General features: G+C 71.3%; 16 protein-coding genes. 6 read left to right on the top strand and 10 right to left on the bottom strand.

All coding sequences use genetic code 11. The annotated features are described in order from the left end of the window. Positions 1 to 248: 248 nt before the first annotated feature. Positions 249 to 1,022, bottom strand: coding sequence for a DUF4232 domain-containing protein (locus AB0C46_RS18310; RefSeq protein WP_362828809.1), 774 nt, complete (start codon positions 1,020 to 1,022; stop codon positions 249 to 251). Between the two features lie 538 nt (positions 1,023 to 1,560). Between AB0C46_RS18310 and AB0C46_RS18305 the strand changes: the two genes are divergently transcribed. Then, positions 1,561 to 2,199, top strand: a complete 639-nt coding sequence (locus tag AB0C46_RS18305) for a hypothetical protein (RefSeq protein ID WP_362828808.1) — start codon at positions 1,561 to 1,563, stop codon at positions 2,197 to 2,199. 179 nt (positions 2,200 to 2,378) lie between these two features. Here the strand turns inward: AB0C46_RS18305 and AB0C46_RS18300 are convergent, their stop codons facing one another. The 8 genes from AB0C46_RS18300 to AB0C46_RS18265 all read right to left on the bottom strand — a co-directional run bounded on the left by AB0C46_RS18300 (position 2,379) and on the right by AB0C46_RS18265 (position 12,294). Further along, on the bottom strand, positions 2,379 to 4,802 hold the full coding sequence (locus tag AB0C46_RS18300) for a LuxR C-terminal-related transcriptional regulator (RefSeq protein ID WP_362828807.1): 2,424 nt from the start codon (positions 4,800 to 4,802) through the stop codon (positions 2,379 to 2,381). Between the two features lie 234 nt (positions 4,803 to 5,036). Further along, entirely contained in the window at positions 5,037 to 7,607 is a 2,571-nt protein-coding gene (locus tag AB0C46_RS18295) for an FtsX-like permease family protein (protein WP_362828806.1), read from the bottom strand. Positions 7,608 to 7,673: 66 nt separating this feature from the next. Continuing rightward, entirely contained in the window at positions 7,674 to 8,456 is a 783-nt protein-coding gene (locus AB0C46_RS18290) for an ABC transporter ATP-binding protein (protein ID WP_362828805.1), read from the bottom strand. Between the two features lie 180 nt (positions 8,457 to 8,636). Then, positions 8,637 to 9,335, bottom strand: a complete 699-nt coding sequence (locus AB0C46_RS18285) for a response regulator transcription factor (protein WP_362828804.1) — start codon at positions 9,333 to 9,335, stop codon at positions 8,637 to 8,639. Continuing rightward, positions 9,328 to 10,362: an ATP-binding protein gene (locus AB0C46_RS18280; protein ID WP_362828803.1), complete on the bottom strand. Its 1,035-nt coding sequence runs from the start codon at positions 10,360 to 10,362 to the stop codon at positions 9,328 to 9,330. Before AB0C46_RS18280 ends, AB0C46_RS18285 begins: the two co-directional genes overlap by 8 nt. Continuing rightward, positions 10,363 to 10,935 carry a histidine kinase dimerization/phosphoacceptor domain-containing protein gene (locus tag AB0C46_RS18275; RefSeq protein WP_362828802.1) on the bottom strand — a complete coding sequence of 191 codons (573 nt, stop codon included), beginning with the start codon at positions 10,933 to 10,935 and terminating at the stop codon, positions 10,363 to 10,365. A 253-nt stretch (positions 10,936 to 11,188) separates the two neighbouring features. After that, entirely contained in the window at positions 11,189 to 11,932 is a 744-nt protein-coding gene (locus tag AB0C46_RS18270; RefSeq protein WP_362828801.1) for a hypothetical protein, read from the bottom strand. Beyond that, positions 11,929 to 12,294: a PadR family transcriptional regulator gene (locus tag AB0C46_RS18265; RefSeq protein ID WP_362828800.1), complete on the bottom strand. Its 366-nt coding sequence runs from the start codon at positions 12,292 to 12,294 to the stop codon at positions 11,929 to 11,931. Before AB0C46_RS18265 ends, AB0C46_RS18270 begins: the two co-directional genes overlap by 4 nt. Positions 12,295 to 12,639: 345 nt before the next feature. On the opposite strand from AB0C46_RS18265, the gene AB0C46_RS18260 reads away from it, so the two are divergent. From AB0C46_RS18260 to AB0C46_RS18240, 5 genes are all read left to right on the top strand, one after another. After that, on the top strand, positions 12,640 to 12,939 hold the full coding sequence (locus tag AB0C46_RS18260; protein ID WP_018092348.1) for a WXG100 family type VII secretion target: 300 nt from the start codon (positions 12,640 to 12,642) through the stop codon (positions 12,937 to 12,939). Between the two features lie 76 nt (positions 12,940 to 13,015). After that, on the top strand, positions 13,016 to 13,330 hold the full coding sequence (locus AB0C46_RS18255) for a hypothetical protein (protein WP_362828799.1): 315 nt from the start codon (positions 13,016 to 13,018) through the stop codon (positions 13,328 to 13,330). Between the two features lie 31 nt (positions 13,331 to 13,361). After that, positions 13,362 to 14,087, top strand: a complete 726-nt coding sequence (locus tag AB0C46_RS18250; RefSeq protein ID WP_362828798.1) for a hypothetical protein — start codon at positions 13,362 to 13,364, stop codon at positions 14,085 to 14,087. A gap of 10 nt (positions 14,088 to 14,097) precedes the next feature. After that, a complete protein-coding gene (locus tag AB0C46_RS18245; protein WP_362828797.1) occupies positions 14,098 to 18,570 on the top strand; it encodes a DUF6531 domain-containing protein in 4,473 nt (1,490 codons plus the stop codon). A gap of 47 nt (positions 18,571 to 18,617) precedes the next feature. Then, positions 18,618 to 19,058, top strand: coding sequence for an SMI1/KNR4 family protein (locus AB0C46_RS18240; RefSeq protein WP_362828796.1), 441 nt, complete (start codon positions 18,618 to 18,620; stop codon positions 19,056 to 19,058). A gap of 278 nt (positions 19,059 to 19,336) precedes the next feature. On the opposite strand, the gene AB0C46_RS18235 is transcribed toward AB0C46_RS18240, so the two are convergent. Next, positions 19,337 to 23,749 carry an FtsK/SpoIIIE domain-containing protein gene (locus tag AB0C46_RS18235; protein ID WP_362828834.1) on the bottom strand — a complete coding sequence of 1,471 codons (4,413 nt, stop codon included), beginning with the start codon at positions 23,747 to 23,749 and terminating at the stop codon, positions 19,337 to 19,339. Positions 23,750 to 23,892 lie beyond the last annotated feature (143 nt).

The following is a 23,892-nucleotide window of genomic DNA, read 5'->3' as shown; positions in this document are numbered from 1 at the left end:
TGGGCTCGCGTCCGGCAACTGTTGGACGGAGAGATTCCAGGGCGCCGACAGCACTACGGACAATCGTTTCCGACCACTGTCCGCCCAGCTCAGTCCCACAATCGGCGCGGAACGCACGGTGATTCCCCAGCTCAGAGCGCGGGTTCGATTCCCTTCACCCGCTGCATAGTTGAGGCCCAGGTCAGTGACCTGGGCCTGGTTTGTTGGCTGGGCCTCTCCGATGCGGGCGTGCCGCAGTGCCGAGGTGGTTAGCCGATGGGGTTGACGAAGGTGGCCGGGTGGGTGGCGCTGCGCTGGTCGACGAGTGTGCCCCAGGGCCACTTGATGGTGATCGACTTGGTCTCGTTGGGCGGGGTGATGTCCGCCCAGGCGGGCTGGTAGAAGCCCTTGTCTTCCTTGGTCATGGCGACGTTGATGGTGAAGTCGGTGCTGTCGCCGGGCCCCAGGGTGATCGAGCCGGGCTTGGCCGACGAGCGGGCCAGCGACCAGCGTTCGCCGCCGTTCTCGGACTTGAGGTCCACGCCAGGGAAGCCGCCGATCTTGCAGGTGCGGCTGCCCTTGTTGGTCAGCACGACGCTGGTGGTGGTCGAACCGCCCGCGTTCGGGTCCGGGGCCGCATCCTCACCCGTGGCGAACGCCGCCTTCAGGCCGGAGGAGTGGCAGCGCTCGACACCCGAGCCCGCCCCGCCACCGCCGGCGGCGTTCGCACCGCCCGTCTGCCGGCCCGCAGCACCCGCCGTGGTGCCGGCCTTGGCGCCGGAGCTCCCCTTGGCGTCGGAACCCTGCGCTCCGGTGGAGGAACCCGCACCGCCGGACCCGGAGGAACCCGCGCCGCCGGACTCGGAGGAGCCCGCGCCGCCGGATCCGGCGGCCACGCCCGTGTCCGTCTGATCCGCGGGCTTGCCGGTGGTGTCCGAGCCGGAGCAGGCGGTCAGGGACAGCGCGGCGGCTGCGGTCAGGGCCGCGGCGGCAACGCGCAGGGTGCGGCGACGGGCTGTGCGGGCAGTGGTGTTGGCGCTCATTTCGGGTCCCCCAGGGTGGTGGTCGGTGTCGCTGATTCCTCGGTACGTCACCCACTCTGGCCGGGGCCGCTATCGCAAGGCTGCCGCGCCGCTAACGTCCGGCAAACGCGGGGGTGAGCAGGGCAAGGGCGCCAAGGAGCCCTTGCGTTGCCTGCTGTCGTGCTCGTGTCCTCCGGACTCGGGCGACGGGACCTCTACGGCAGATCAGCCACCTCCCGCCCGGGGGGATCTCGCATTGCCGGTGCGCCGGCGGCCGCCGCGGCGCTGTGCGGCCCAGAGGGAGCAGGCCCCACGGGTCGTTGCCAAGGGGGTCCCTTTCTAGGTCATGTAACGGATGGCTCGGGCCTGCGAAAGCAACATGCTGAGTGGGCGCTCGTGAATCCGACAGGGGCGAAGGCGGGACGGATGGCCCTGCCGGCGGCCCGTGAGCGGACCGGCAGCACCGCTTCGACGACCAGAAGGTAAGGCAGATCAGATGAAGCGAAATACACGGAGTGTTCTCCCCTCCGGCGGTGGCCGGCGAATGAAGGTGGCCGCGGTGGGGGCACTCACCGTAACGGCGTCGCTGTGCCTGACCGTCACCCCGGCGCAGGCGGACTCGCCTTTCGGTGGCGGCGGCGCAGACGTCAAGCCCGGCACCATGGACCCACGCAGCCTGGACGACCCCGAGAGGCGCAACGAACTTCTTGCCCGTTGCGGTGAGTCCTGCACCGTCATGCCCGGCGAATGGCTGGGGCCGGCGCGTGAGGGGACTCCGACCAGGCTGGGGGAAATCCGCCAGAACTGCGGCCCGAACACCTCCACCCTCGCCTACAAGGACGAGCACACCGAAACCCAAACGACCATTGTCGGAATTTCGATCGATAAGAACCCCGCTTCCCTTCTGCCGAAGATCGAGAAGCAGTGGATTCAATCGCAGACCACCGGCACCACCGACACGATCGAAATGCAGGCTCACCAAGTGGGCTGGATCGACGAAGTTCCCGTCACGCGGCTGGCGAAGGCGACCTGGAAGCTGGAAGGCAGCTCAGGGCTCAACGTCAACGAGGTCAACCAATTCGGGCCTCGCGAATTCCATGACGTGGAGGCGGATATCACCTACAAGATCATCCGTCACCATGTCCGCGACATGACGCCCGAAGAAGTGGCCCAGTGCGGCAACACGACGCCCAGCTAGCCCAGTTGGCGCGACACGGGATGCCGGCCGGTACGTCGTAAGGGGTACGGAGCAGGGTGAGGGTCTTCTGGGCCGGTGCGGAGCACGAGATCCGTACCGGCCTCAGGAGGCCCTCGCTGCCCGGCCGGACGATGCTGAATGTGTCGTCCGGCCGGGGCGCCACCGTGTGCGGGCGCGCCTCAGCGGTGCCGGTCAGGGCCTTGGCCGTGGGGCGCGCGGTGTGCCACGGCCCAGGTCGCGATCTGGGTGCGGGAGGTGAAGCCGAGCTTGCCCAGCAGGTTGGCGACATGGGCTCCTGCGGTGCGCGGGGAGATCACGAGCTTGGCGGCGATCTCCTTGTTCGTGAGCCCTTGGGCGAGCAGGTCGACGACCTCCTTCTCCCGTCGCGTCAGCGGCGTCGGCGTGTTCTCCTGGTCGGACGCGGGCGTGGGTGAGTGTGTTCGGCCGAGGGCGCAGGCGACCGCTTCATCGAGGGTGAGTTGGGCTCCTGTCTGCACGGCGGTGGCGAACGGCGTATCGCCGAGTGCTCCTTGCAGATGTGTGTGGCATGCATTGTGGTGGTGCAGCAGGCGGCCGAGGCCGGGCAGGGCGGTGCCGGCCAGTTGCCAGGCGGTCTGCGCTGCCCCGAGCAGCTTGGCCGCCTGGTGGTGGGAGCGTTCGTCGTGTGCGGTGGCCCAGGCCAGGACCTCAAGGCATTGGGCGGTGGCGAGCAGGTCGTGGGCGGGTTGATCGACGCGCAGTGCGTCCTGGAGCAGGCTGATCGCACGCCGGGTGTCCCCGGAGAGCCAGTGCTGGAGACCCAGCAACCACAGTGCGTAGGAGCGGTACCACCGTGCATCGTGGGCCTCGCACAGGCTCACGCACTCCTCGCAGAGCGCCCTGGCCCGGGGGTCGTTGGCCAGGCAGCAGGCCAGGCCGAGCAGGAACAGCGTCAGCCACTGGAGTGCCGGGTCCTGCTGTGCGCGGTCGCGCTCAAGGGCCTCATCGAGCAGGACGACGGCCCGGCGGTAGTCGTCGCGGAAGAGCGCAGCCTGGCCGGCGAACCGCACCGCGTGGGCGAGCGACTCCGCGTCGCCCAGCGTCCGGGCGTGATCCTGGCACTCGGCCAGCCGGGCGTGCCAGGTGGCGGTGTCGCCGCACATGTAGGCCAGCCATCCCTCGATCCACAGCGCCTTGACCCGCACCGGGCTGGGCTCCGGGGCCAGCGCCAGGGCCCGGCCCAGCCAGTGGCGCACCTCCTCCACTCCGCCCGCGCCGAGCCGGGGGCTCCACAGCGAGGTGACCAGACGGAGCGCATGGCCGGCCTCCCCCACGGTGCTCAGGCAGAACTCCAGGGCGGCCCGGATGTTGGCGTGCTCCAGGTGCAGGCGGGCGAACCAGGCCGTCTGGCGGGGGCTGAGCCATTCGGATTCCGCACGGGCGGCCAGGCGCTGGTAGTGATCGCGGTGGCGGCGGCGTACGGCATCGGGCTCCCCGTGCCCTGCCCCCGCGCTGGTGTCGAGCAGACTGCGCCCGTACTGCCGGATCGTCTCCAGCATGCGCAAGCGCACCTGGCCGCGGTGGTCCTCGCGAATCAGGATCGACTTGTCCACCAGACCGGTCACCACGTCGAGCATCTCCCCCCGGGAGATGCCGTCATCGGTGCAGACCTCTTCCGCCGCCTCCAGATCGAACCCCCCGCAGAAGACGGACAGGCGGGCCCACAACCGTCTCTCGGACGGCGTGCACAGGTCGAAACTCCCGTCGATGGCGGCGCGCAGTGTCCGCTGACGGGCCGGAGCTGCGCTGCTGCCCCGGGAGAGCAGGGTGCCATGGTCATCGAGGCGTTCGAGGATCTGCGGTGGGGACAGGGCCCTCAGCCGGGCCGCCGCCAGCTCGATGGCCAGCGGAATTCCGTCGAGCCGGTGGCAGATCCCGGCGACGGCCGCCCACTGGTCGTCGCCGACGGTGAAACCCGGGACAACCGCCGCGGCCCGGTCCATGAACAGGCGCACCGCCTCGTACTGGTCCAGGGCCGCCGTCGGCGGACGGTGGGGGTCCGGTGTCGACAGCGGTCGTACGGGCAGGAGGTGTTCACCGTCCACGCCCAGAGCCTGCCGGCTGGTGGCCAGCACCTGGACGTGGGGCCCCGTCGCGAGCAGGGAGCGCGTCAGCTCTGCGCAGGAGTCCAGCAGATGTTCGCAGTTGTCCAGCACCAGCAGCAGCCGCTTGTCCGCGAGATGGTCGGACAGCACCGGCAGCGCCGGCCGGGCCGAGTCGTGATCGAGCCCCAGCGCCATCAGAACCGTCTGTGCGAGGAGCGCGCCGTCGTTCAGCGGCGCCAGGTCCGCCACCCATACTCCCTTGGGGAACGAACGCCGGACCCCGGCAGCGACCCGCAGCGCCAGCCGGGTCTTGCCCACACCGCCCGCACCGGTCAGCGTGAGCAGCCTGGTGCGGGCGAGCAACCGCCGCGCTTCGGACACCTCCCGCCGGCGTCCGACGAAACTCGTCACCTCCGTGGGCAGGTTCCCCGTCGTCCGGTCCGGTCCTCTCCCGGAGGAGGCACCGTCCGGCCGGGGGGCGAGGGTGCGGCGATCGCTTCCCTGGTGGTCCTCGTGCATAGCCGTGCTTCCGCCTTTCCACTCGCCCGCCGCGCTCCCGACCGCCGAAGTCCCGGCGTCCATAAAGCCGTCGGGGTCCGTCCGGCAGACACCCCATGGGTGCGGCGCCTGGCGTGGACGGACACCGCGGTGCCACGGGCGGCGGAGACGCCGGAACGGGGACCGGCCCCGGGAGCGGTCATCCGAGCGGCCTGGGCCCGGGGCCGTCCCCGGTCCGGCCTTCCGCCGCCCGGCTCAACTCGACTGGATCGAGCGGAGCATGTTCAGACGGGCCGCCCGGCGGGCCGGCCAGATGGCGGCCAGGACGCCGACCACCAGCGCCAGCCCCAGGAGAATCGCCAGGTCCCCCCACGGCGGGAGCGTCTCGTACGCGTCCATCGACGACCTCGCCATGCCGCTTCCGGCCCAGGCCAGGAAGATGCCCGAGCCGATGCCGAGCACCGCGCCGAACAGCGAGATCACCACCGACTCCAGCCGGACCATCTGCTTGATCCCGGTGCGGTCGAGGCCGACGGCCCGCAGCATGCCGATCTCACGGGTGCGTTCGAAGACCGACATGGCCAGGGTGTTGACGATGCCGAGCACCGAGATGAGGACGGCCATGCCGAGCAGCCCGTACATCATCTTGAGGACGAAATTGATGGGCCCGCCGCCGTCGTTGACGACCTGCTCGTGATTTTCGACCTCCATCAGCGGGCTGTCGCCGAGCGCGGCGCGGATCTTCCGCTCAAGGTCCGTTGCGTGGCCGGGTTCGGCCTTGACCGTTACCTTTTCGAGCGTGTTGGAGCCGGAGTACGGGAGGACGTCGGTGAGCGTGCCCAGTGCGTCGTCCGTGGTGAGGGTCTTGGTGTAGACGCCGACGACCGTCACCTTCTTCTTCCGCTGCTGTTCGGCGTTGTCGGTCACACCGGCGTGGAGAGTGCTGCCGACTTTGAGCCCGGCCTTGGCGGCGAACTCGTCGGAGACCGCGATTTTCCCGGGACCCACGTCACGCAGCGAGCCGGCGCGGAAGTCGAGCTTCGCGGTCTCGCCGTAGGTCTTGGGGTCCGTGCCGGTGACCACGGCGTACCCCACCTTGGTCTCGTATACCGCCATGGCGGTGGGGACGGCCGCGGCGACCCCGGGCACCCGCGCGATCTTGGCGGCCGCGCTCGGGTCGAGCCCGGCGGAGGTGCTGTTGGAGACGTTGTAGTCGGCGGTCATGCCCTTGTTCGCCTCCGCGACCAGAGCACTCCGGGCGGAGTGCCCGACCACGGTCAGACCGGTGACCAGGGCGAGCCCGATCATCAGGGCCGAGGCGGTGGCGGCGGTGCGTCGGGGGTTGCGCAGCGCGTTCTCCTTGGCCAGCTTGCCGGTGACGCCGAAGAGACGGGTGGTGACCTTGCCGGCCAGGGCGATCAGCGGCCGGGCGAGCAGCGGTGCCATCACGATCAGGCCGGCGAGAGTCAACGCGCCGCCGAACATCGCCGTCATCAGGTTGCGCGGGTCGCTGGAACGGAACGTGGCGACGTTGATCATCACCAGCACCCCGGCTCCGGTGAGCAGGGTGCCGAGCACATTGCGGACCACCAGGGCGCGGGTGGGCGGTGCCTGGTCGACGCTGCTGAGCGCCGCCACGGGGGCGATCTTCGCGGCCTTGCGGGAGGGCAGCCAGGCGGCGAGCACCGTGATGAGGACGCCGACCGCGAGCGACCAGGCACACGTCGAGGGCAAGATGACCAGCGGCCCGTCGGGCAGCCCGACGCCGCTCAGGTTGATGAGCGGGAGCATGACACGGGCGATGCCGACGCCGAGGACGAAGCCGGCGGCCGAGGCGCCGAGCCCGACGAGGGCGGCCTCGACGAGGACGGAGCGTACGACCTGGCGGCGCGAGGCGCCCACGGCCCGCATCAGCGCGATTTCCCGGCTGCGCTGAGCGATGAGCATGGTGAAGGTATTGGCGATGATGAACGCGCCGATGAACAGCGCGATGCCGGCGAAGCCGAGCAGCGCCTTGGTGAGGCCCTGGGTCTGCGTGGTGGCATCCTCGGCCTGCTGGGCGGCCAGGGCCGGGCCGCTGGTGGCCTTGGCGCCCTTCTCGGGGAGCAGTGCCCGCACCCGGTCGGTCAGTTCGCCGGGGTCGACACCGTCCTTGGCCCCGACCGCGATCTCCTGGAACTGGCCGGGGTGGAGGAAGAACTTCTGTGCGGTCCTGGTGTCGAAGAGCGTGAGCGAGCCACCGGCCTTGACCCGCGGATCGTCGGAGGAGACGGTGCCGACCAGCTTCTTGGTCAGGGCGGGACCGTCGATGGCGAAGCGGACGGTGTCGCCGATGCGGTAGCCGGCCTTCTCGGCGGTCGTGGCGTCCAGCGCCAGTTCGCCCTCGGCGACGGGTCCGCGACCCGCCTTCAGCGAGATGTGGCTGTCCTTGCCGGGCAGGTAGTTGGTGGCCCGGTTCGACCGGCTCTTGTCGGTGATGGCCGGCAGGCCGTCCTTGCCGGCCACGGTGGCCACGCCCTCGACGGTGGGGCGCACCGCGGCGACACCGGGCAGCGCCCGGATCTTGTCTGCCAGCGCGGTGTCGAGCGTGCTGGTCGGCTTGGCGTCCGGCCTGTCCGCCGCCCCGGCACCGCTGGACGACTCGGACTGTACGGCGACGGCCACCCCCTTGAGGTTTGCGCCGGCGGCCGTGCGGAAGGCGTTCACGGTGGTGTCGCCGAAGACGAGGGTGCCGGAGACGAAGGCGACGCCCAGCAGGACCGCGAGCGCGGTCATGATCAATCGGGCTTTGTGCGCAAAGACGTTGCGCAAGGCTGTACGCAGCATGGTCTGTTCAGTCCTGGAGGTACGTGAGGGCGTGAGGGGACAGGGCGGCCGTGTGGGAGGAGCGCGTCAGCTCGTCCGTACCTTGCCGTCGAAGCGCCGCATACGGTCGAGCACGGCCTCGGGGCTGGGGGTGGGCAGATCGTCGATGAGCCGCCCGTCGGCGAGGAAGACCACCCGGTCCGCGTAGGAGGCGGCCACCGGGTCGTGGGTGACCATCACGACCGTCTGCCCCAGCTCGCGTACCGAGTCCCGCAGGAAGCCCAGGACCTCGGCGCCGGAACGGGAGTCGAGGTTGCCGGTCGGCTCGTCCGCGAAGATGATCTCCGGTCGCCCGGCCAGCGCGCGGGCCACGGCGACGCGCTGCTGCTGGCCGCCGGAGAGCTGCGAGGGGCGGTGCGCCAGCCGCCCGGAGAGGCCGAGGGTCCCCACGACCAGGTCCAGCCACTCCTGGTCGGGCCTGCTACCGGCGATGTCCATCGGCAGCGTGATGTTCTCGATGGCGGTCAGCGTGGGCAGCAGGTTGAACGCCTGGAAGACGAAGCCGATCTTCTCCCGGCGGAGCTTGGTGAGCTCCCGGTCACCCAGCCCGGACAGCTCGGTGTCACCGACGTGGGCGGAGCCCCCGGAGAAGGAGTCGAGCCCCGCCATGCAGTGCATCAGCGTCGACTTGCCGGAGCCGGACGGCCCCATAATCGCGGTGAAGCGTCCGCGCCCGAACTCCACGGAGACCTCGTCGAGGGCCACGACGCGGGTGTCGCCCGCGCCGTAGATCTTGCTCAGTGCCGTGGCGCGGGCGGCGGCACCGTTGGATGCCCGCAGGCTGACGGTCGGGGTGGTGGACTGCGACATGGACACTCCTGGAAGGGGTACGGGACTCCCGACCATCGTGGCCGCGGTGCACCCCCGTACACGTCGCTCTCAGGACGGGGATAGACCGTCTTCCGCAGGTCAGACCCACCGCCGCCGGGTCACCCTCACGGACCACGGGCGCTCTGCCCAAAGGCAGACCGACGGCTTCCCGTCCGGAACTCAGGACATGAGCCCGGCCTGGTACGCCACCAGCGCCGCCTGCACCCGGCTGCCGCACCCCGTCTTCCCCAGGATCGCCCCGACGTGGGTCTTGACCGTCCCCCCACCGATACCGAGCCGCGTGCCGATCTCCCGGTTCGACAGCCCCTCGCCCAGCATGACCAGCACCTCCCGCTCCCGGTCCGTCAGCCCCGCCACCCTGCGGTCCGGGGCGGCGGCCACGGCGCCGGCCGAACCGCCGCCCAGCATCCGGCGGATGACGGACCCGGTGACGCCCGGCGAGAGCACCGCGTCCCCCACCGCCGCGGCCCGTACCGCGCGGATCAGCTCCTGCGGCCCCTCGTCCTTGAGCAGGAAGCCGGTGGCGCCCGCACGCAGGGCGCGGGTGACATTCTCCTCGTCGCCGAAGGTGGTGAGCATGACCACCTGCGGCGCGGGATCCAGGGCGGTGAGCGGTCCGACGGCCGCGAGCCCGTCGAGTACCGGCATACGGACGTCGAGGAGCACCACATCGGGCCGGACCTCGGCGGCGAGCCGGACGGCCTCGGCACCGTCGGCCGCCTCACCCACCACCCCGATGCCGCCGGCGTGCCGGAGGATCACCCGGACACCGTGCCGGATCATCTCCTCGTCGTCGGCGAGCAGCACCCGGATCGCGGAACCCGCCGAGGAACACAGGGAGTTGGCCCGGTCAGTCATGTGTCCCGCTCCTCCGGGGCGGTTCGGTCACCTGCTCCGTCATCACGGGGACGGTGAAACGGTCGAGGGCGATCAAGGTGCCGGACCGGAAGCAGTAGCGGTCGATTTCTATCCGCCCCTGCTCGGGCCTTCCGCTCGCATCCGGATACAGGCAGTCCGTGGCCGAGTGCGGCCGCGGTGGCTCGTGCCCGGCGGCAGCCGCGCGTGCCAGGCCTTTGTCCTCGGCCACGACGTCCACCACCTGTGCCCGTGTCATCCCGAGCCGGGGCCCCGCCGAGCCCTGGTAGATCGCGTCAGGCAGGGCAGCTGCTACCAGCAGTGTCCCGAGCCCCATCATCACCTTTACTCCGACCAGTCCCAGCAGTCCGGTGGCGGCTCCGGTCAGCCCCCGCTGCACCACCGACAGGCCGTCACCGGCCTCGTCGAGGGCCGCCGCTCCCTTCTGCCCGGACGGCTCGGTGTCCGTGGCCTCCGCGGCCGGGCCGGGGTCGGCGGGGATGTCGGCCACCACGGCGAAGCCGCCGCCGGGCGTCCGCGCGGCCTCCAGTCCGCCGCCGAGCAGCGCCACCCGCTCCCGCAGCCCGGTCAGCCCGCGCCCGGAGCCGAGCCCCGTCGAAGCGGCGGGCGGGGTGGGCGGAACGCCGTTGCGCACCTGCACCTCCACCCGCCCGCCGGTGTGGCGGACGGCGACGGTCACATGCGCCCCGGCCGCGTACCGGTGCACATTGGTGAGCGACTCGCGCACCACCCGGTGCACCGCCCGCCGCACCTGAGCCGGCCGGGCGTCGAGATCCGCCCCCTCCCAGTCCAGCTCGACGGGAATGCCGCCACTGCGCGACTCCTCGACCAGCGCCACGACGTCCGCGCGGGTGCCCGTCGCGTCGGTCAGCGCCTCCGTACCCGTGTCCGTCTCCAGCGGGCCGAGGACCCCCAGCGCCTCCCGCAGCTCCCGCATCGCGTCGCGGGTGGCCCGGCGCACCACAGCGGCCTCGTCCCGCAGCTCGGGCGCCGCCTTGTCCAGCGCCATCTACAGCCCGCCCGCGTGCAGAGAGACCAGGCTCAACCGGTGCCCCACCAGGTCGTGCATCTCCGCGGCGATACGCGACCGTTCACGCATCCGCGACTCGCTGTCCGCCAGCCGCCGCGCCTCCTCGGCGGCGGCCGCACGCTCCCGCCACGCGCGCACCAGCCGGTCCTGCTGCCCCCAGGCCACGCCCGCCAGTCCGGGCACAAGGACGGTGGTGATCGCCAGCACCGCACCGAGCACGAGCCCGAACGTGCTGCTGCCCAGCCCCGCCAGAGGTGCGAAGACCGCGCCCGTCACCATCGCCGCAGCCGCCGCCACCAGCAGCAGCACGGCCCCCCGCCGCACCGTCTCCGCCTGTCGGACCGCTGTGTAGCCGGCCACCGCGGTCAGCATCGCCACGGCGGGCTCCACCCCCATCAGGGCGGCCAGCGCGACCGCAGAGGCCTCCGGAAACCGGCGCCGGACCAGCACCAGCACGATGCCGACGGCCTCCGGGCCGGCCCCCAGGCTGGCCTGCACCTCGCCCTGGGGGACGAGCAACACCAGCGCCCCGGCCAGGAGCGCCTCACCCACTGCCCTCCATACCCGCCACCCACACTCCCCGGGCCCCGCGAAGGGGCTTCGGAACGGGCGGTTCTCCATGGCGGACGGAAGGCTGAACTGCATAACGCCGATTATCTCGGCCCCGACCGGGCGCTCCCTGGTCCTTGGGGCCGACCCCGCCTCTGCCCAAAGTCGGAGAGCTGCCTGTCGGGCTGCTCTCCGACCAGGCCGCCGGGCTCTGCCGACCGCCGCGCCGGCACCCCTCGACCGTGGGGAGCCGCGGCTAGATGCCCGGCGTCCGGTACTTCAACCGGGACGCGTTCAGGGGCGGGCAGGTGCGGTCCCGGACCCAGGCGGTGCCGGCCGCGACGACGCCGACCATGGCGAACGGCCCGACCAGGACGTTGACGATGCCCTGGAAATAATCGAATGCGTAAGCGCCCATGAAGTTGAGCACGGTGGCTGCCAGGGCCGCTGCCAGGAGGATGAGGGGAAGGGCCTTGGTGATGGCCCGCAAGGTCTCTTCGCGGGCGGGGTCGTGCCGGCGCTGGAGTTTCGCGGCCACGGCGCGCCGGATGAGGAAGAAAGCGGCAACCAGGCACACGGCCCAGCCCACCCACATCAAAGGAATGCCGGGATTGGGGTAGTTGTGCACCTCCACCAGCGGCGGTCCGTCCGGCTGCGTGACCCTGAGTTCAGTGCTGCGGTCGAGGAGGCCACCGGGTGTTCCCGCCATCCAGAGGATGACGGCGACAACGGCAGGTATGGCGGCGCCCTTGGCCGCCGCGACGGCGGTCTCCTTCAGGTGGGGGCGCGAAGGCAGCAGACCGCGTTCGACCGCCCAGGAGGTCGCCAGTGCGTCGAGGTCACCGCCGATGTAGTCGGTGACCGCCCGGCCGTCGACGGCGGCGGCGGTCAGGTCGGCTGCCAGCTCCTCGGCCATCTCATCGACCGCGTCCTGTTCGATTCCGAGGCGGTGCCATGTCTCCATGGCCTGGTGTATCGCGTCGTCGACCGTAAGCGTCATGATTCCTCCCGGCTGGTCTGGCTGATGATGCTGGTCTGGCTGATGATGGAGCCGATGCTCGTGGCGAATTCGTTCCAGTCGCGGCTCCACGACTGGAGCATCTGCATGCCTGATTCGCTGGGCCTGTAGTAGGTGCGGGCGGGACCCCCGCCTCCGCTGCGGCGTTCGATCTCGACCAGCTCGCGCTTCCGCAGACGCGCCAGCGCCGGGTAGATCGAGCCGTCCGCGACGTCGAGCCCGGCCTTGGCGAGCCGGACCGTCATCTCGTACCCGTAGACCGGCCCCTCCGCCATCAAGGCCAACAGGCACATATCCAGCACCCCTCGTAGCCACTGGGCGCGTGGGGTGGATGTTTCCTCCATGGCCAGTACCTTACACAGCATGAGTCGTGCACTGCAAGGTAGTGCGGTGCACGGTAGTGCGATGCGGTCCAAGGCAGTGCGGAGGTCGGCGGGAGCGGTTCGTGCGCCGCGGCCGCCCGGCACCGCAGGCGAAGCCTGGGAAGTCACCCACGCCTGCACCCACGCCTGCCTGCCCCCGCCGCCCGAGGGCCGGCGTCGGCTCGGTGCGGTCCCGGTCGGCGCCCCGTCCTGCTGCCTTCGTCACCGTTCCGTAACTGGCGTGAACCGCCCCGGCAGGTGCCCCGTACAGCCCGGTGTGTGCGGCCCCAGCGGCCGCAGCGATACGACGCGAGGGAAGGAAGCGACATGGCCGGCGGCAACATCCAGATCAGCCCGGACGAGATGCGGGAGGCGGCGACCTGGCTGCAGAACCAGAAAGAGCTGATGCAGCAGAGCCTTCACGAGGCCAACACCAAGATGGACGAGATGGTCGAGGCGGCCTACGCCACCCCCGGTTCCGAGACGAAGTTCCGCCCGTACTGGGAGGAGTACAAGAACGGCACCGAGAAGGCGATCGAGGGCCTGCAGGGCGTCAGCGAGTTCATCAAGCAGGTCGCCGACGCGTTCGTCGACACCGACGACCAGACGTCCGGCTCCATCGGCTGACGTGCCCCGCACCGTCCGTGTCCCGTCCCCCCGGTGAGGGCGGGGCCGGACGGCCGGAGCAGGAGAGGAGACGCCGATGGGTCGCATCAGCGTGCCCGTGCAGGACCTGAAGGAAACGGCCAGGGAGCTCCAGAACATCGGGGATCTGATCGGGGACTCCGCGACGCTCTTCCACGCCGCGGGCGACCGGAAGGACTTCAAGAGCTTCGCCGGCGACAGCAAGCTCGCGCACGCTCTCGACGCGTTCGACAAGGCGTGGGTGGCGGGGCACGAACGGGTCCACGACAACGTGAAGGTGTTCGCGGAGAACACGGACAAGATCTCCGAGAACTTCACGAAGACGGACGAGGACAGCGCCAACTCGCTGGACGAATCGAAGAAGGACGCATGACAGGAGACGTCGTGCGGAAGGGAAAGGCGTCATGACGCAGCCGGTCACGGAGCAGCCCGCGGGCGCGCCCGCGGGCTACACGCTGAGGTTCCCCGACTCCTGGTGGCAACTCGACCTCGACCCGGGCACCCGGGACGCGTCGATCCGCCGCCGTATCGAGTCCCAGGTGAAGAAGGCCCCGCAGCTCTCCCGCGAGCAGGTGGACGAGCTGATCCGCAGCACCCGGCGCACCGCCCGCGAGGCGCACGCGCAGGGCGCGCTGCGGGCGTCGGGGATGCTCAGGATCCTCCGCGCGGGCAGCGGCCCCCTGGTGCTCAGCGCCACGACGGTCGTGCTCCGGATGTCCGTTCCCGAGGATCAGTCGGAGGATCTGGCGGACCTCGTCATGGCGGCCGGCATGCAGCTCGGCACCGCGGCGGAAGGCACCGGACTGCCGCCCGGCGAGGTGGAGTTGGTGGAACTGCCCCAGGCCGGAGCGGCCGGGCGGATCACCAGGATCGAGGACGTGGACCACCAGGGGACGCCCGTCCCCACCGCGGTGCGGCACACCCTGATCCCGGTGCCGAACAGCCGGGACTATCTGGTGCTCGCCAGCTCCACCCCCAACGTGGATCTGGCGGACCAGTTCTACGACGTCTTCGACGCGATCGCGGAGTCGTTCCGCTTCGAAGACCCGGCCGGCCCAGCCGGCGCAGCGGATCCGGCGGCGGAAGCGGCCGGCGGAGGCCCCATGGGCGAAGCAGACAAGGGAAAGTGAGGTTGCGTCCATGGCGCGTCCAGCGGTGTCCGAGTGGGAATCGGTCTTCGGGTTCTCGGACGACCCGACTCCGGGTGATGCGGAGGTGCTCGGAGAGCTCGCGCGCAGCTACCGTTCCGTAGCCGATAACGCGGGCGACGCCCTGCCCCTCGTCTCCGGGCTGGAGAACCAGCAGGTGGGCGAGGGCAAGACCATGGACAAGCTCCGGGACAAACTCGGCGACCTGGCCGAGCAGGTGCGCAAGCTGCACAGCTCCTACGACCAGGCGGCCGGCGCCCTGGACACGTATGTGCATGCGCTGCGTGATCAGCAGCGCAATGCCGACAACGCGCTGGAGAAGGGGCGGGAGGCCAAGGAGCGGCTGGCGTCGGCCACCGAGGTGGTGCGTACGGCCGGTGCCGACATCGGCCGGCTGGACGCGGTCAGCCACCCTCCGGATGACCACGAGGCGCGGGCGAGCACCCGGCGCGCGCTGGACGAGGCCCACAGCAAGCAGTCCACGGCGCAGGGGCATGCCGATGACGCACAGGCGGATCTGGACGCCGCCCGGCTGCTCGCCGAGGATGCGCGGCAGGTGCGCGAGGAGGATGCCTCCACCGCGGCGCAGAAGCTGGACGACGCGAGGGACGAGTCGGTCGCGGGCTACAGCCTGTGGGACAAGATCAAGAAAGCGCTGAGTACGGCCTTCGGCATCATCAGCGCGGTGCTGGGTGTCCTGGCCATGCTGGTGCCCGGTCTGCAGGGCATCGGCATCGCGCTGACGATCGGCAGCGTGGTGGCCGGCGCGGCGTCGTTGGGGATCAACATCTCCACGATGGCGGAGACGGGTGAGTGGAACGCACTCGATATCGTGCTCGGCGTCGTCGGCCTGGTCGGGGGCGGGGCCGCAGCCCTCAAGGGCATCGGGGGGCTCGGCTCGGCTCTCAAGGGGGTCAAGCCGGCCTCGATGAAGCCGTCCCAGGTCAACGTCCGTATCAACAGCCGGGCCGCGAACAGCCGCACCTGCAAGACCGACCCGGTCGATGTGGCCAGCGGCGAAATGGTGCTGCCGCAGAACGATCTGGCACTGCCCGGCGTCCTGCCGCTGCGGGTCTCCCGTACGTATCTGTCGACCTACCGCTACGGCCAGTTCTTCGGCCCGTCCTGGGCCTCCACCCTGGACGAACGACTCGAAGTCGACGACCGGGGACGCGTGTTGTGGGCCCGCGAGGACGGCTCGATCCTGACCTACCCGGGGCTTCCCGCCGCCGACTCGGACGAGCCGGTGTGGCCCGAGGAAGGCCCCCGCCTCCCGCTGGCCTCTGCGGGGACCGGCACCACGGGCGAGGCCACCTACCGCGTCTGCGATCCCCACACGGGCCTCGTCTGCGACTTCGCGGACCACCCCGCCGACGACAGCGGCTTGCACTGGCTTACCCGGTGGCACGACCGCAACGGCAACGAGATCAGGGTCTCCCGGCTGGCGGACGGCACCCCGACCACACTGGTCCACTCCGGCGGCTACCACGTCGACGTCCACTGCACCGCCGGCCTGATAACCGGTTTGGCGGTCTCCGCGCCGGACGGCCCGGTCGAGGTCACGTCCTACAGCCATGACGCGGACGGGAACCTCACGCACGTGGTGAACTCGTCGGGCAAGGCGCTGGTGTTCGACTACGATGACCGGTCCCGCATCACCGCCTGGACGGACCGGAACCGCTCCACCTACCGCTACGTCTACGACGACGCCGACCGCGTCACCGAGACCCTCGGCCCCGACGGCTACCTCTCCTCACACTGGGCCTACGACCCCGACCAGCGCCGGACGCACTACACCGACGCCTGCGGCGCCACGACCGTCTACCAGCTCAACGACCTGCACCAGGTCATTGCCGAGACCGACCCGCTGGGACACACCACGGCCTCCGAGTGGGACCGCTACGAAAACCTCCTGGCCCGCACCGACGCCCTCGGCCACACGATCCGGTACGAGTACGACCGGGCCCACAACCCCACCGTCATCCAACTCCCCGACGGCAGCCGGTCCACGGCGACGTACAACGAACTGAACCTCCCCACCACCTCGACGGGCCACGACGGGGCGACATGGCGGCAGGAGTTCGACGAGCGGGGCAACCTGACGACCGTCACCGCGCCCGACGGCACCACAGAGCGTTTCACCCATCACCGCACCGGCGCGGTCGCCTCGGCCACGGACCCCTCCGGCTCGGTGGTCACCTACGAGGCCGACGACACGGGCCTTCTTCTGGCGATCGCCGACTCGGCCGAGCGCAGGGCGACGATCGAACGCGATGCCTTCGGCCGCCCCACCACCGTCACCGACCCACTGGGCACGATCACCCGCGCGGTATGGACCGTCGAGGGCCACCTGTCGGACCGCATGGAGCCCGACGGCCGGAACGAGCGCATGACCTGGGACGGGGAGGGCAACTGCCTCACCCGCACCGACTCCGCAGGTTCCACCACCAGCTACGAGTACACGCACTTCGACAAGCTCGCGGCCCGTACCGGACCCGACGGCGTCCGCTACACCTTCGCCTACGACCCGGAGCTGCGCCTGACGCAGGTCCGCAACCCGCAGGGCCTGAGCTGGGACTACACCTACGACCATGCGGGCCGGCTGACCGGCGAGTCCGACTTCGACGACCGCCAGATCGCCTACGCACACGACGCCGTGGGCCGGGTGGTCTCCCGCACCACGCACCTGGGCGAGGAGATCACCTTCCAGCACAACTCCGTCGGTGATCTGGTGGCCAAGAACATCGCAGGGACGCACGTGTCGTACACGTACGGCCTGGGCGGGGCACTCCTCCGAGCGGCTTCCCCCGCCACGACCCTGGAGTTCGAACGGGACGTCATGGGGCGGGTGCTGGCCGAGACCGTCGATGGCCGCACCACCCGCTTCACCTACGACGTTCTGGGTCGCCGCACTTCCCGTATCACGCCCACGGGCGCCGTCACCGAGCTCGGCTACGACGCGGCCGGCAATCGTGCGGCCCTCACGGTCGAGGGGCACCGGCTGGACTTCACCCATGACGTCCTCGGCCGCGAACTGGCCCGCGTCTGGGGCCCGGACACCTCGCCCGTGGAAGCGACGACCGCCTGGGATCCGGCCGGCCGCTCGGTCGCCCACCACCTCGTCGCGCAGGACCGCTCGCTGCGCAGCCGCAGCTACACCTACCGCGCTGACGGCCACCTCACGGGCGTCGCCGATGCGGTCACCGGCGCCAAACAGCGGATGGAACTCGACGCTGCCGGGCGCCCGTTGACGGTGACGGCCGACGGCTGGACCGAGTCCTACGCCTATGACCAGGCCGGCAACCAGACGGAGGCGACCTGGCCGGAGAAGGCCGGCCGCGCTGAGGCCCGCGGCGAACGCACCTACACCGGCACCCGCGTCAAGACGGCGGGCCACGTCCGTTACGAGCACGACGCCGCGGGCCGCATGGTCCTGCGCCAGAAGCACCGCCCGTCGAAGAAGCCCGACACCTGGCGCTACGAGTGGGACGCCGAGGACCGCCTCACCTCCTGCACCACCCCCGACGGCACCCGGTGGCGCTACACGTACGACCCGCTCGGCCGCCGCACCGCCAAGTACCGTATGCACGCGGACGGTTCAGTCGCGGAGGCGGTGCACTTCACCTGGGACGGCACCCGCCTCGCCGAACAGACCGACACCGCGAGCGGCGTCACCCTCACCTGGGAGCACGAGGACCACCGCCCCCTCACCCAGCTCGAACGCAAGCCCCGCACCGCCGATGGCCGCACCACGGCCGAGTGGGACTCCCGTTTCTTCGCCATCGTCACCGACCTGGTGGGCACCCCCACCGAACTCGTCGACGAGCAGGGCGGCATCGCCTGGCACTCCCGCACCACCCTCTGGGGCACCACCACCCGCAACCGCGATGCCACCGCCACCACCCCCCTCCGCTTCCCCGGCCAGTACGCCGACCACGAAACCGGCCTCCACTACAACTACTTCCGCCACTACGACCCCGAGACGGGACGCTACGTCTCACCGGACCCGCTGGGGCTGGAACCGGCGCCCAACCCCGTCACCTATGTCGACAACCCCCGGACGACGACAGACCCCTTGGGGCTGGCTCCCCCCTCCTGCAATTACAACCTGCGCCCCAGGCACAAGACGGCGACGGTGGGCCAGAACGGCTCTGACAAATACCGGGAAACGTTCTTCAACGCCAACCCCACCCTGAAGGGGAAGCAGATGGTGATCCATCACGCCATTGAACAGCAGGTTCTCAACAAATACCCGGGCGTCTTCAGGCGGGATGAGATCAACTCTCTGGAGAACCTGCGCGGAATTCCCCAGCCCATCAACAGCACGGTCCATCTGAGCTTCATACGCAAGGACTGGGATGCCTTCTACAAGAGCAACCCTCAGGCGACCCGGCAAGATTTCTTTGACAAGGCAACGGAAATCGACGGCAAGTACGGGAAGCAGTTCGATCCGCCCGTTCGCTAGTGTCTGCCTGATCCCGGTCCCGGCAACCGACCCGCAAGGTGATGCATATGTGGAGAGAATTCATCAGCCGTCTCGGCCTCGGCTGGGAGCTCACCGATCCCGCCCGCCAGGACGACATCGCGGCCGTCGAGGAGGTCTTGCGGCATCCGTTCCCCGACGACCTCAAGGCGCTGCTGCTGGAGAGTGACGGCGTACGTGACGACCTCGGCGGCGGCGTCGTCTGGGACCTGAAGAGGATCAGAGAGGACAACAGCTTTCTGCGCACGGACGCTTCGATCGGCGAGCTCTACATGCCGTTCGACTCGCTGCTCTTCTTCGGCGACAACGGAGGCGGCGATCAGTTCGCCTTCGCGCGCACAGGGACCGGCACGAATGTCTACGTCTGGGACCACGAGGACGACAGCCGCAGGTGTGTCGCCAACGGCCTCGACCAGTACCTCCAGCGAACCGCCCAGGCCGACACTCCGGACTGGTTCCGCCGCCGCTGACCTCATTCACCGTTCTGGGCGTTTCCATCCGGGGCAGCTCTTCGGGCGGAAAGCGGGAATGCCACACCGGGGATTCTGCCGGTATTGCCTTCCCGGCCCCGTATAGCGGCAGCAGCTGATGTGTCAGCATGTCCAGCGTGCGCCGGCGGAGGCCAGATGAATGCACGCCCTCGTCTCCCCGGCCACCAGGCCCCGCCGCGCGCAGACGAGAGGGCTCCCGCCGGCCTCATCGGCGGGAGCCCTCTGCGGTGTCCGGACGGCGTGCCCGGTACGGCGGGTCAGGCAGGTGCGCCCGGCTCCGCAAGCACCGTCTCCGGGACCTGCACGGTGCGCAGCACGCCGTCGCCCAGGTGCAGGATCGCCCGCCCCGGGCGGGTCGCGCCCAGCCGGCTGCGGGGCACCTTGACGCCGATCAGCTCGCCGTCGCTCATGTTCTGCGGCTTCAGCAGCAGTCCGCACCGGTTGCGGCGGGCCTCGGTGTGCCAGCCGGAGAACCCGGAGGAGAGCCGGTCGGTCTGTCCGGCGATCACCAGGCCCCGGCCGGTCTCGGCACCGGACTTGGCGATCTGCGTGAGGACGGGCTCGGCCTTCGTCTTCAGCAGCAGGTCGGCGTCGTCGAGGAGCACCACGGCCCCGTCGGGCGCGGAGGCCAGCGCCGCCTCCAGGGCCGTGGGGTCGATGTCGGACTCGTCGAACACCGCGAGCACACCGGGCCGTCCGGCGAGGTGGCGCAGCGGCGAGCGGGCGGGGGCACCGACCACGACCGGGGTGCCGGCCGCGAGCAGCGCCACCGCCAGCGTCGACAGGACGGTGCTGCGTCCCGAGCGGGCGGGCCCGGCGACGAGGAACGTCGGGGTGACGGTGAAGTCCGGCCCGAGCGCGGTGAGTTCGTCGCCGCCGACGCCGGCCAGTGCCCATCGCGTGGAGCGACTGGCTGGGACGAACCGGGCGGCCTCCTCGAAGGTGAGCCGGTCCGGGAGGGTGTCGACGCGGAACGGCCGGGTGGCGGCCGGCAGGTGGGCCGCCCGCTCACGGCACTGCTCGGCGATCTGCTGGAGCGCCGCGGCCTGTGCCTGGCCTTCCGGGTTCTCGGTGAGGAGCGCGATCTGCACCTCGGCCTTGTCGGCGGCGCGGAAGGCGCGGCCCGGCGGGATCTCGTCGGGCACGTTCCGCTGGGTGATGCCGATCATGCCGTACTCGGACTTCTCGTTGAGCTTCAGCACGAGCTTGTCCTCGGTGGAGCCGTTGACCCGGCTGGAGAACAGCGCCCGGTCGCCGGTCATCACCAGGTGGATACCGGCGCTCGCGCCGTCCCGCAGCAGGGTCAGCACGGAGTTCAGCAGGTTCCCGGCGTCGTACTCGCCGAGCTGCTTGTCGAAGACCTCCCACCGGTCGATGAACAGCACGAGGTGCGGGGGCCGTTCGTCCTCCGGCAGGGCGCGGCGGAGTTCCGGCAGGTCGGCGCTGCCGCGGGCGGCGAGCATCTCCTGCCGCCGGGTGAGCTCCTGGGTCAGCCGGGCGAGCAGCCGGGCCACCCGGTCGGGCTGGGTGCGCTGGGTGACGGCCCCGACGTGCGGCAGCCCCTCCATGGCCAGCAGCGCGCCGTTGCCGCAGTCGATGCCGTACATGTGCAGCCGGTCCGGGGAGTGGACGCGGGCCAGCGTGCCGGCGAGCGTGCGCAGCGTCTGCGAACGGCCCTGCCGGGGCGAGCCGACGATGTGCAGGTGCCCGAGCGTCGCCGGGTCGATCACCAGCGGGAGCCGGGCCTGTTGTGCGGGCAGGTCCACCACGCCGTACGCGACAGGGGCGAGGTCGTAGTCCGAGGGCGGGGGCGGCGGCAGTTCGCCGGCGACCAGCTTTTCGGGCAGCGGCGGCAGCCAGGGGCTGTGCTGCGCGGGGATGCCCATCTCCCGGTCCGCGCCGCGGATCGCCTCGACGAGCCCGGTGAGGTCCGTCTCCACCTCGGCGGGCGCGGCCACGGCGCGCGGCCGCGCCGGCAGCGGTTCGCCGAGCCGCTGCCAGCCGACCGCCACCGCCCAGGGTGCCGGCAGCGAGGTCGCCGCGGCGCCGGGCCGGCGGCCGCCGACCCGTCCGGACTGGAACGGCACGAGGGAGTTCTGGCCGAAGCGCACATAGGCGCGGCCGGGTGTGCTCTGCGAGATCCCGGCGGCCTCGGCGGAGTTGATGACGTCCTGGCTCTCGCCGGCGTCCGTCACCCGGAGCGCGATGCGCAGATTGGTGTTGGCGCGGATCTCCGAGGAGACCACGCCGCTGGGGCGCTGGGTCGCCAGGATCAGGTGGATGCCGAGGCTGCGGCCCCGCTGCGCGATGTTGACCAGGCCCTTCACGAAGTCCGGCAGGTCGCGCACCATCGAGGCGAACTCGTCGATGACGATGAGCAGCCGGGGCATCGGGGTGTGGCCCGCCGGGTTCCGCTCCAGCAGCTCGATGTAGTCCTCGATGTCCTTGGCGCCGGCCGCGGCCAGGATGTGCTCGCGCCGGGTGAGTTCCGCCGTCAGCGACACCAGGGCCCGCTCGACGAGGTGGGCGTCGAGGTCGGTGACCATGCCGACGGTGTGCGGCAGGTGCACGCAGTCCTTGAACGCGGAGCCGCCCTTGTAGTCGACGAGGACGAACGTCATCGCGTCCGGGCGGTTCGCCACCGCGAGCGAGGCGACCAGCGTCTGCAGGAGTTCGGACTTGCCGGAGCCGGTGGTACCGGCGACCAGCCCGTGCGGGCCGTCGCGCTTCAGGTCCAGGAAGAACGGGCCGTCCAGGGAGACGCCGACGGCCGCCCGGGTCGAGCGTCCCCCGGCCGTCCAGCGTGCCCGGATGCCGGCGGCCTGCGGCGGGTCGAGGGCGAGGACGTCGAGCAGCCGCGCGGAGCCGGGGAGCACCGCGGCCTCCTCGTCGGCCCCGCCCGGGTCCCGCAGCGGGCCCATCGCGCGGGCCAGCGAGCGGCACCAGTCCAGGGACACCGTGTCGGGCCGGATACCCCCGACGGTGCCCCTTCCGGAGCGTCCCACCCGCACGGTTGTGCCGGGCTCCTCGGCGACGACGGCGTGGCACTCCTCGGGCAGCAGCCGCTCCTCGGCGTCCAGGCAGACCGCGCGGACGCCGACGGCCGGTCCGTCGCGCAGGATCTGGGCCACGCCGGGCAGCGAACGCAGCCTGCGGGCCCCGTCGAGGACGACGAGCACATCGGGTCCGGCGGCCCGGCTCCGCCGGTCCTCCCCTCCGGCGCGCTCGGCGATCAGCGCGGTCAGTTCGGCGACCCGCCGGGCGCAGGTCTCGGTGCCGTAGCCGATGCTGGCCGGGGTGTCGCCGGACTTCTTCCGCACGTGCGGCAGCCAGCGCAGCCAGGACCAGCCGTCCCGGCCCGGTTCGCCGGTCGTCAGCAGGTGGATCTGGAGGTCACGGGGGCTGTGCAGGACGGCGGCCTGGGCGATCGCCCAGCGTGCCACGGCGCGTGCGGTCGGTCCCTCGCCCGCGATGCCCAGGACGTCGTGCTCCCGCAGCGGAACGGTCACCGGGACGTCGTAGGCGGTCCACGGGTCCTGGCGGCGGTGTTCGTCCTTGGTCGGGTCGTGGAGCACCACGTCGGAGGGCAGGTCGGCGGTCCCGATGCGCAGTTCCAGGAAGTCGGCGTCCGAGGTACGGCGTTCCCACAGGCGGCGCCGGGGGCCGACGGCGGTCAGGACGACCTCGGCCGGGTCCGGGAAGCCCCGGCGCCGGGCGGTGCGTTCGGCCGCCAGGGCCTGCTCCGCGTCGCCCTCGATGCGCCCCTTCTTCTCCTCGTAGGCGGCGACCTCGTCGGAGTGCGACTGGTGTCCGTTGCGCCGGCTCATCAGATAGTTGCCGACGATCACGACCGGGGAGAGCAGCCCGAAGAACAGCATCTCCATGCGGCCGAAGGCCAGCGCCCCGACCCCCGCCATCACCAGCGGGGCGGCCGCGGTGATCCACGGGAGCGGCCGGGCGGCGGGCGGCGCGGGCGGGGAGGGCAGGGTGAAGCGGGTGGCGTTCTCAGCCGGGCGCAGCCGCGGCGGCCGGTTGTAGTCCCAGCCGGTGCCGTCCTCCGACGGCTGCACGGCCGCGTCCGGCTTCTGCGGCAGGGCGAGTTCGAGCAGGCAGCCGCCGACGAGGAGCTGCGCGCCGGCCGGCCAGGCGGTGGCCCCGGCGAGATCCTCGCGGTCCAGTTGCAGGGTGCCGCCGTCCGGCGCGGACGCGTCGGGCGCCACCCGGCAGCGTCCTCGGGGGCCCACCGTCAGGACGGCGCACGGCCGGTCCGGCAGGGCGCGCAGCACCTGGGCGGTCCCGTCGTGTGCCACTCCGATCCGGTACTCGCCGATGTCGAGCCGGTGCACCGCGCCCGCCCCGGTCCCGCCGACCGCCCGGACCTCCACCAGCCCGTCCGGTTCGGCGGACGCGGTGCCCGCCGGGCGGCCCAGGCCCACGATGGCCGCGTGGTGGAGCGGCGCGTCCCGCAGCCGCAGGTCCGCGGGCAGCAGCCGGTCGCCGGCGTACAGGCCGAGGCCCTCCGGGGGCCGGTGGACGCTCCCCCTGGCGTCGCCGGGGGGACCCCCACCCGCCCTGGCCAGCGCCTCCGCGACCGCGCCCACGGGCGTGTCGGGGTCGGCGTCGAGGTGGACGTCGAACGCCTCACCGTCCCCCTCGACCACGGTCAACATCAACGACACGAAACGTCCTCCAGCCGGCGGGAATGCGGGGGCGCGGGGCCGGACTCGGCGGCACCCGTGCCACTGACGGGACCTACGGAGCCCGCCCGCGGATGGTTCACGGACGGTTCCCGGACGCGCCGGTGAACCGTTGG

It is taken from the genome of Streptomyces sp. NPDC048637, assembly GCF_040650675.1.
Classification (GTDB): domain Bacteria; phylum Actinomycetota; class Actinomycetes; order Streptomycetales; family Streptomycetaceae; genus Streptomyces.
The sequence above is the reverse complement of the archived record's forward strand: the minus strand, read 5'-3'. Positions and strand labels throughout refer to the sequence as shown.

Coding starts and splice junctions, on each gene's coding strand:
- AB0C46_RS18310 (WP_362828809.1), bottom strand. CDS start 1,022: ATGAGCGCCAACACCACTGCCCGCACAGCCCGTCGCCGCACCCTGCGC.
- AB0C46_RS18280 (WP_362828803.1), bottom strand. CDS start 10,362: ATGGCGCTGGACAAGGCGGCGCCCGAGCTGCGGGACGAGGCCGCTGTG.
- AB0C46_RS18265 (WP_362828800.1), bottom strand. CDS start 12,294: ATGGAGGAAACATCCACCCCACGCGCCCAGTGGCTACGAGGGGTGCTG.
- AB0C46_RS18290 (WP_362828805.1), bottom strand. CDS start 8,456: ATGTCGCAGTCCACCACCCCGACCGTCAGCCTGCGGGCATCCAACGGT.
- AB0C46_RS18300 (WP_362828807.1), bottom strand. CDS start 4,802: ATGCACGAGGACCACCAGGGAAGCGATCGCCGCACCCTCGCCCCCCGG.
- AB0C46_RS18285 (WP_362828804.1), bottom strand. CDS start 9,335: ATGACTGACCGGGCCAACTCCCTGTGTTCCTCGGCGGGTTCCGCGATC.
- AB0C46_RS18270 (WP_362828801.1), bottom strand. CDS start 11,932: ATGACGCTTACGGTCGACGACGCGATACACCAGGCCATGGAGACATGG.
- AB0C46_RS18240 (WP_362828796.1), top strand. CDS start 18,618: ATGTGGAGAGAATTCATCAGCCGTCTCGGCCTCGGCTGGGAGCTCACC.
- AB0C46_RS18260 (WP_018092348.1), top strand. CDS start 12,640: ATGGCCGGCGGCAACATCCAGATCAGCCCGGACGAGATGCGGGAGGCG.
- AB0C46_RS18250 (WP_362828798.1), top strand. CDS start 13,362: ATGACGCAGCCGGTCACGGAGCAGCCCGCGGGCGCGCCCGCGGGCTAC.
- AB0C46_RS18255 (WP_362828799.1), top strand. CDS start 13,016: ATGGGTCGCATCAGCGTGCCCGTGCAGGACCTGAAGGAAACGGCCAGG.
- AB0C46_RS18245 (WP_362828797.1), top strand. CDS start 14,098: ATGGCGCGTCCAGCGGTGTCCGAGTGGGAATCGGTCTTCGGGTTCTCG.
- AB0C46_RS18295 (WP_362828806.1), bottom strand. CDS start 7,607: ATGCTGCGTACAGCCTTGCGCAACGTCTTTGCGCACAAAGCCCGATTG.
- AB0C46_RS18235 (WP_362828834.1), bottom strand. CDS start 23,749: ATGTTGACCGTGGTCGAGGGGGACGGTGAGGCGTTCGACGTCCACCTC.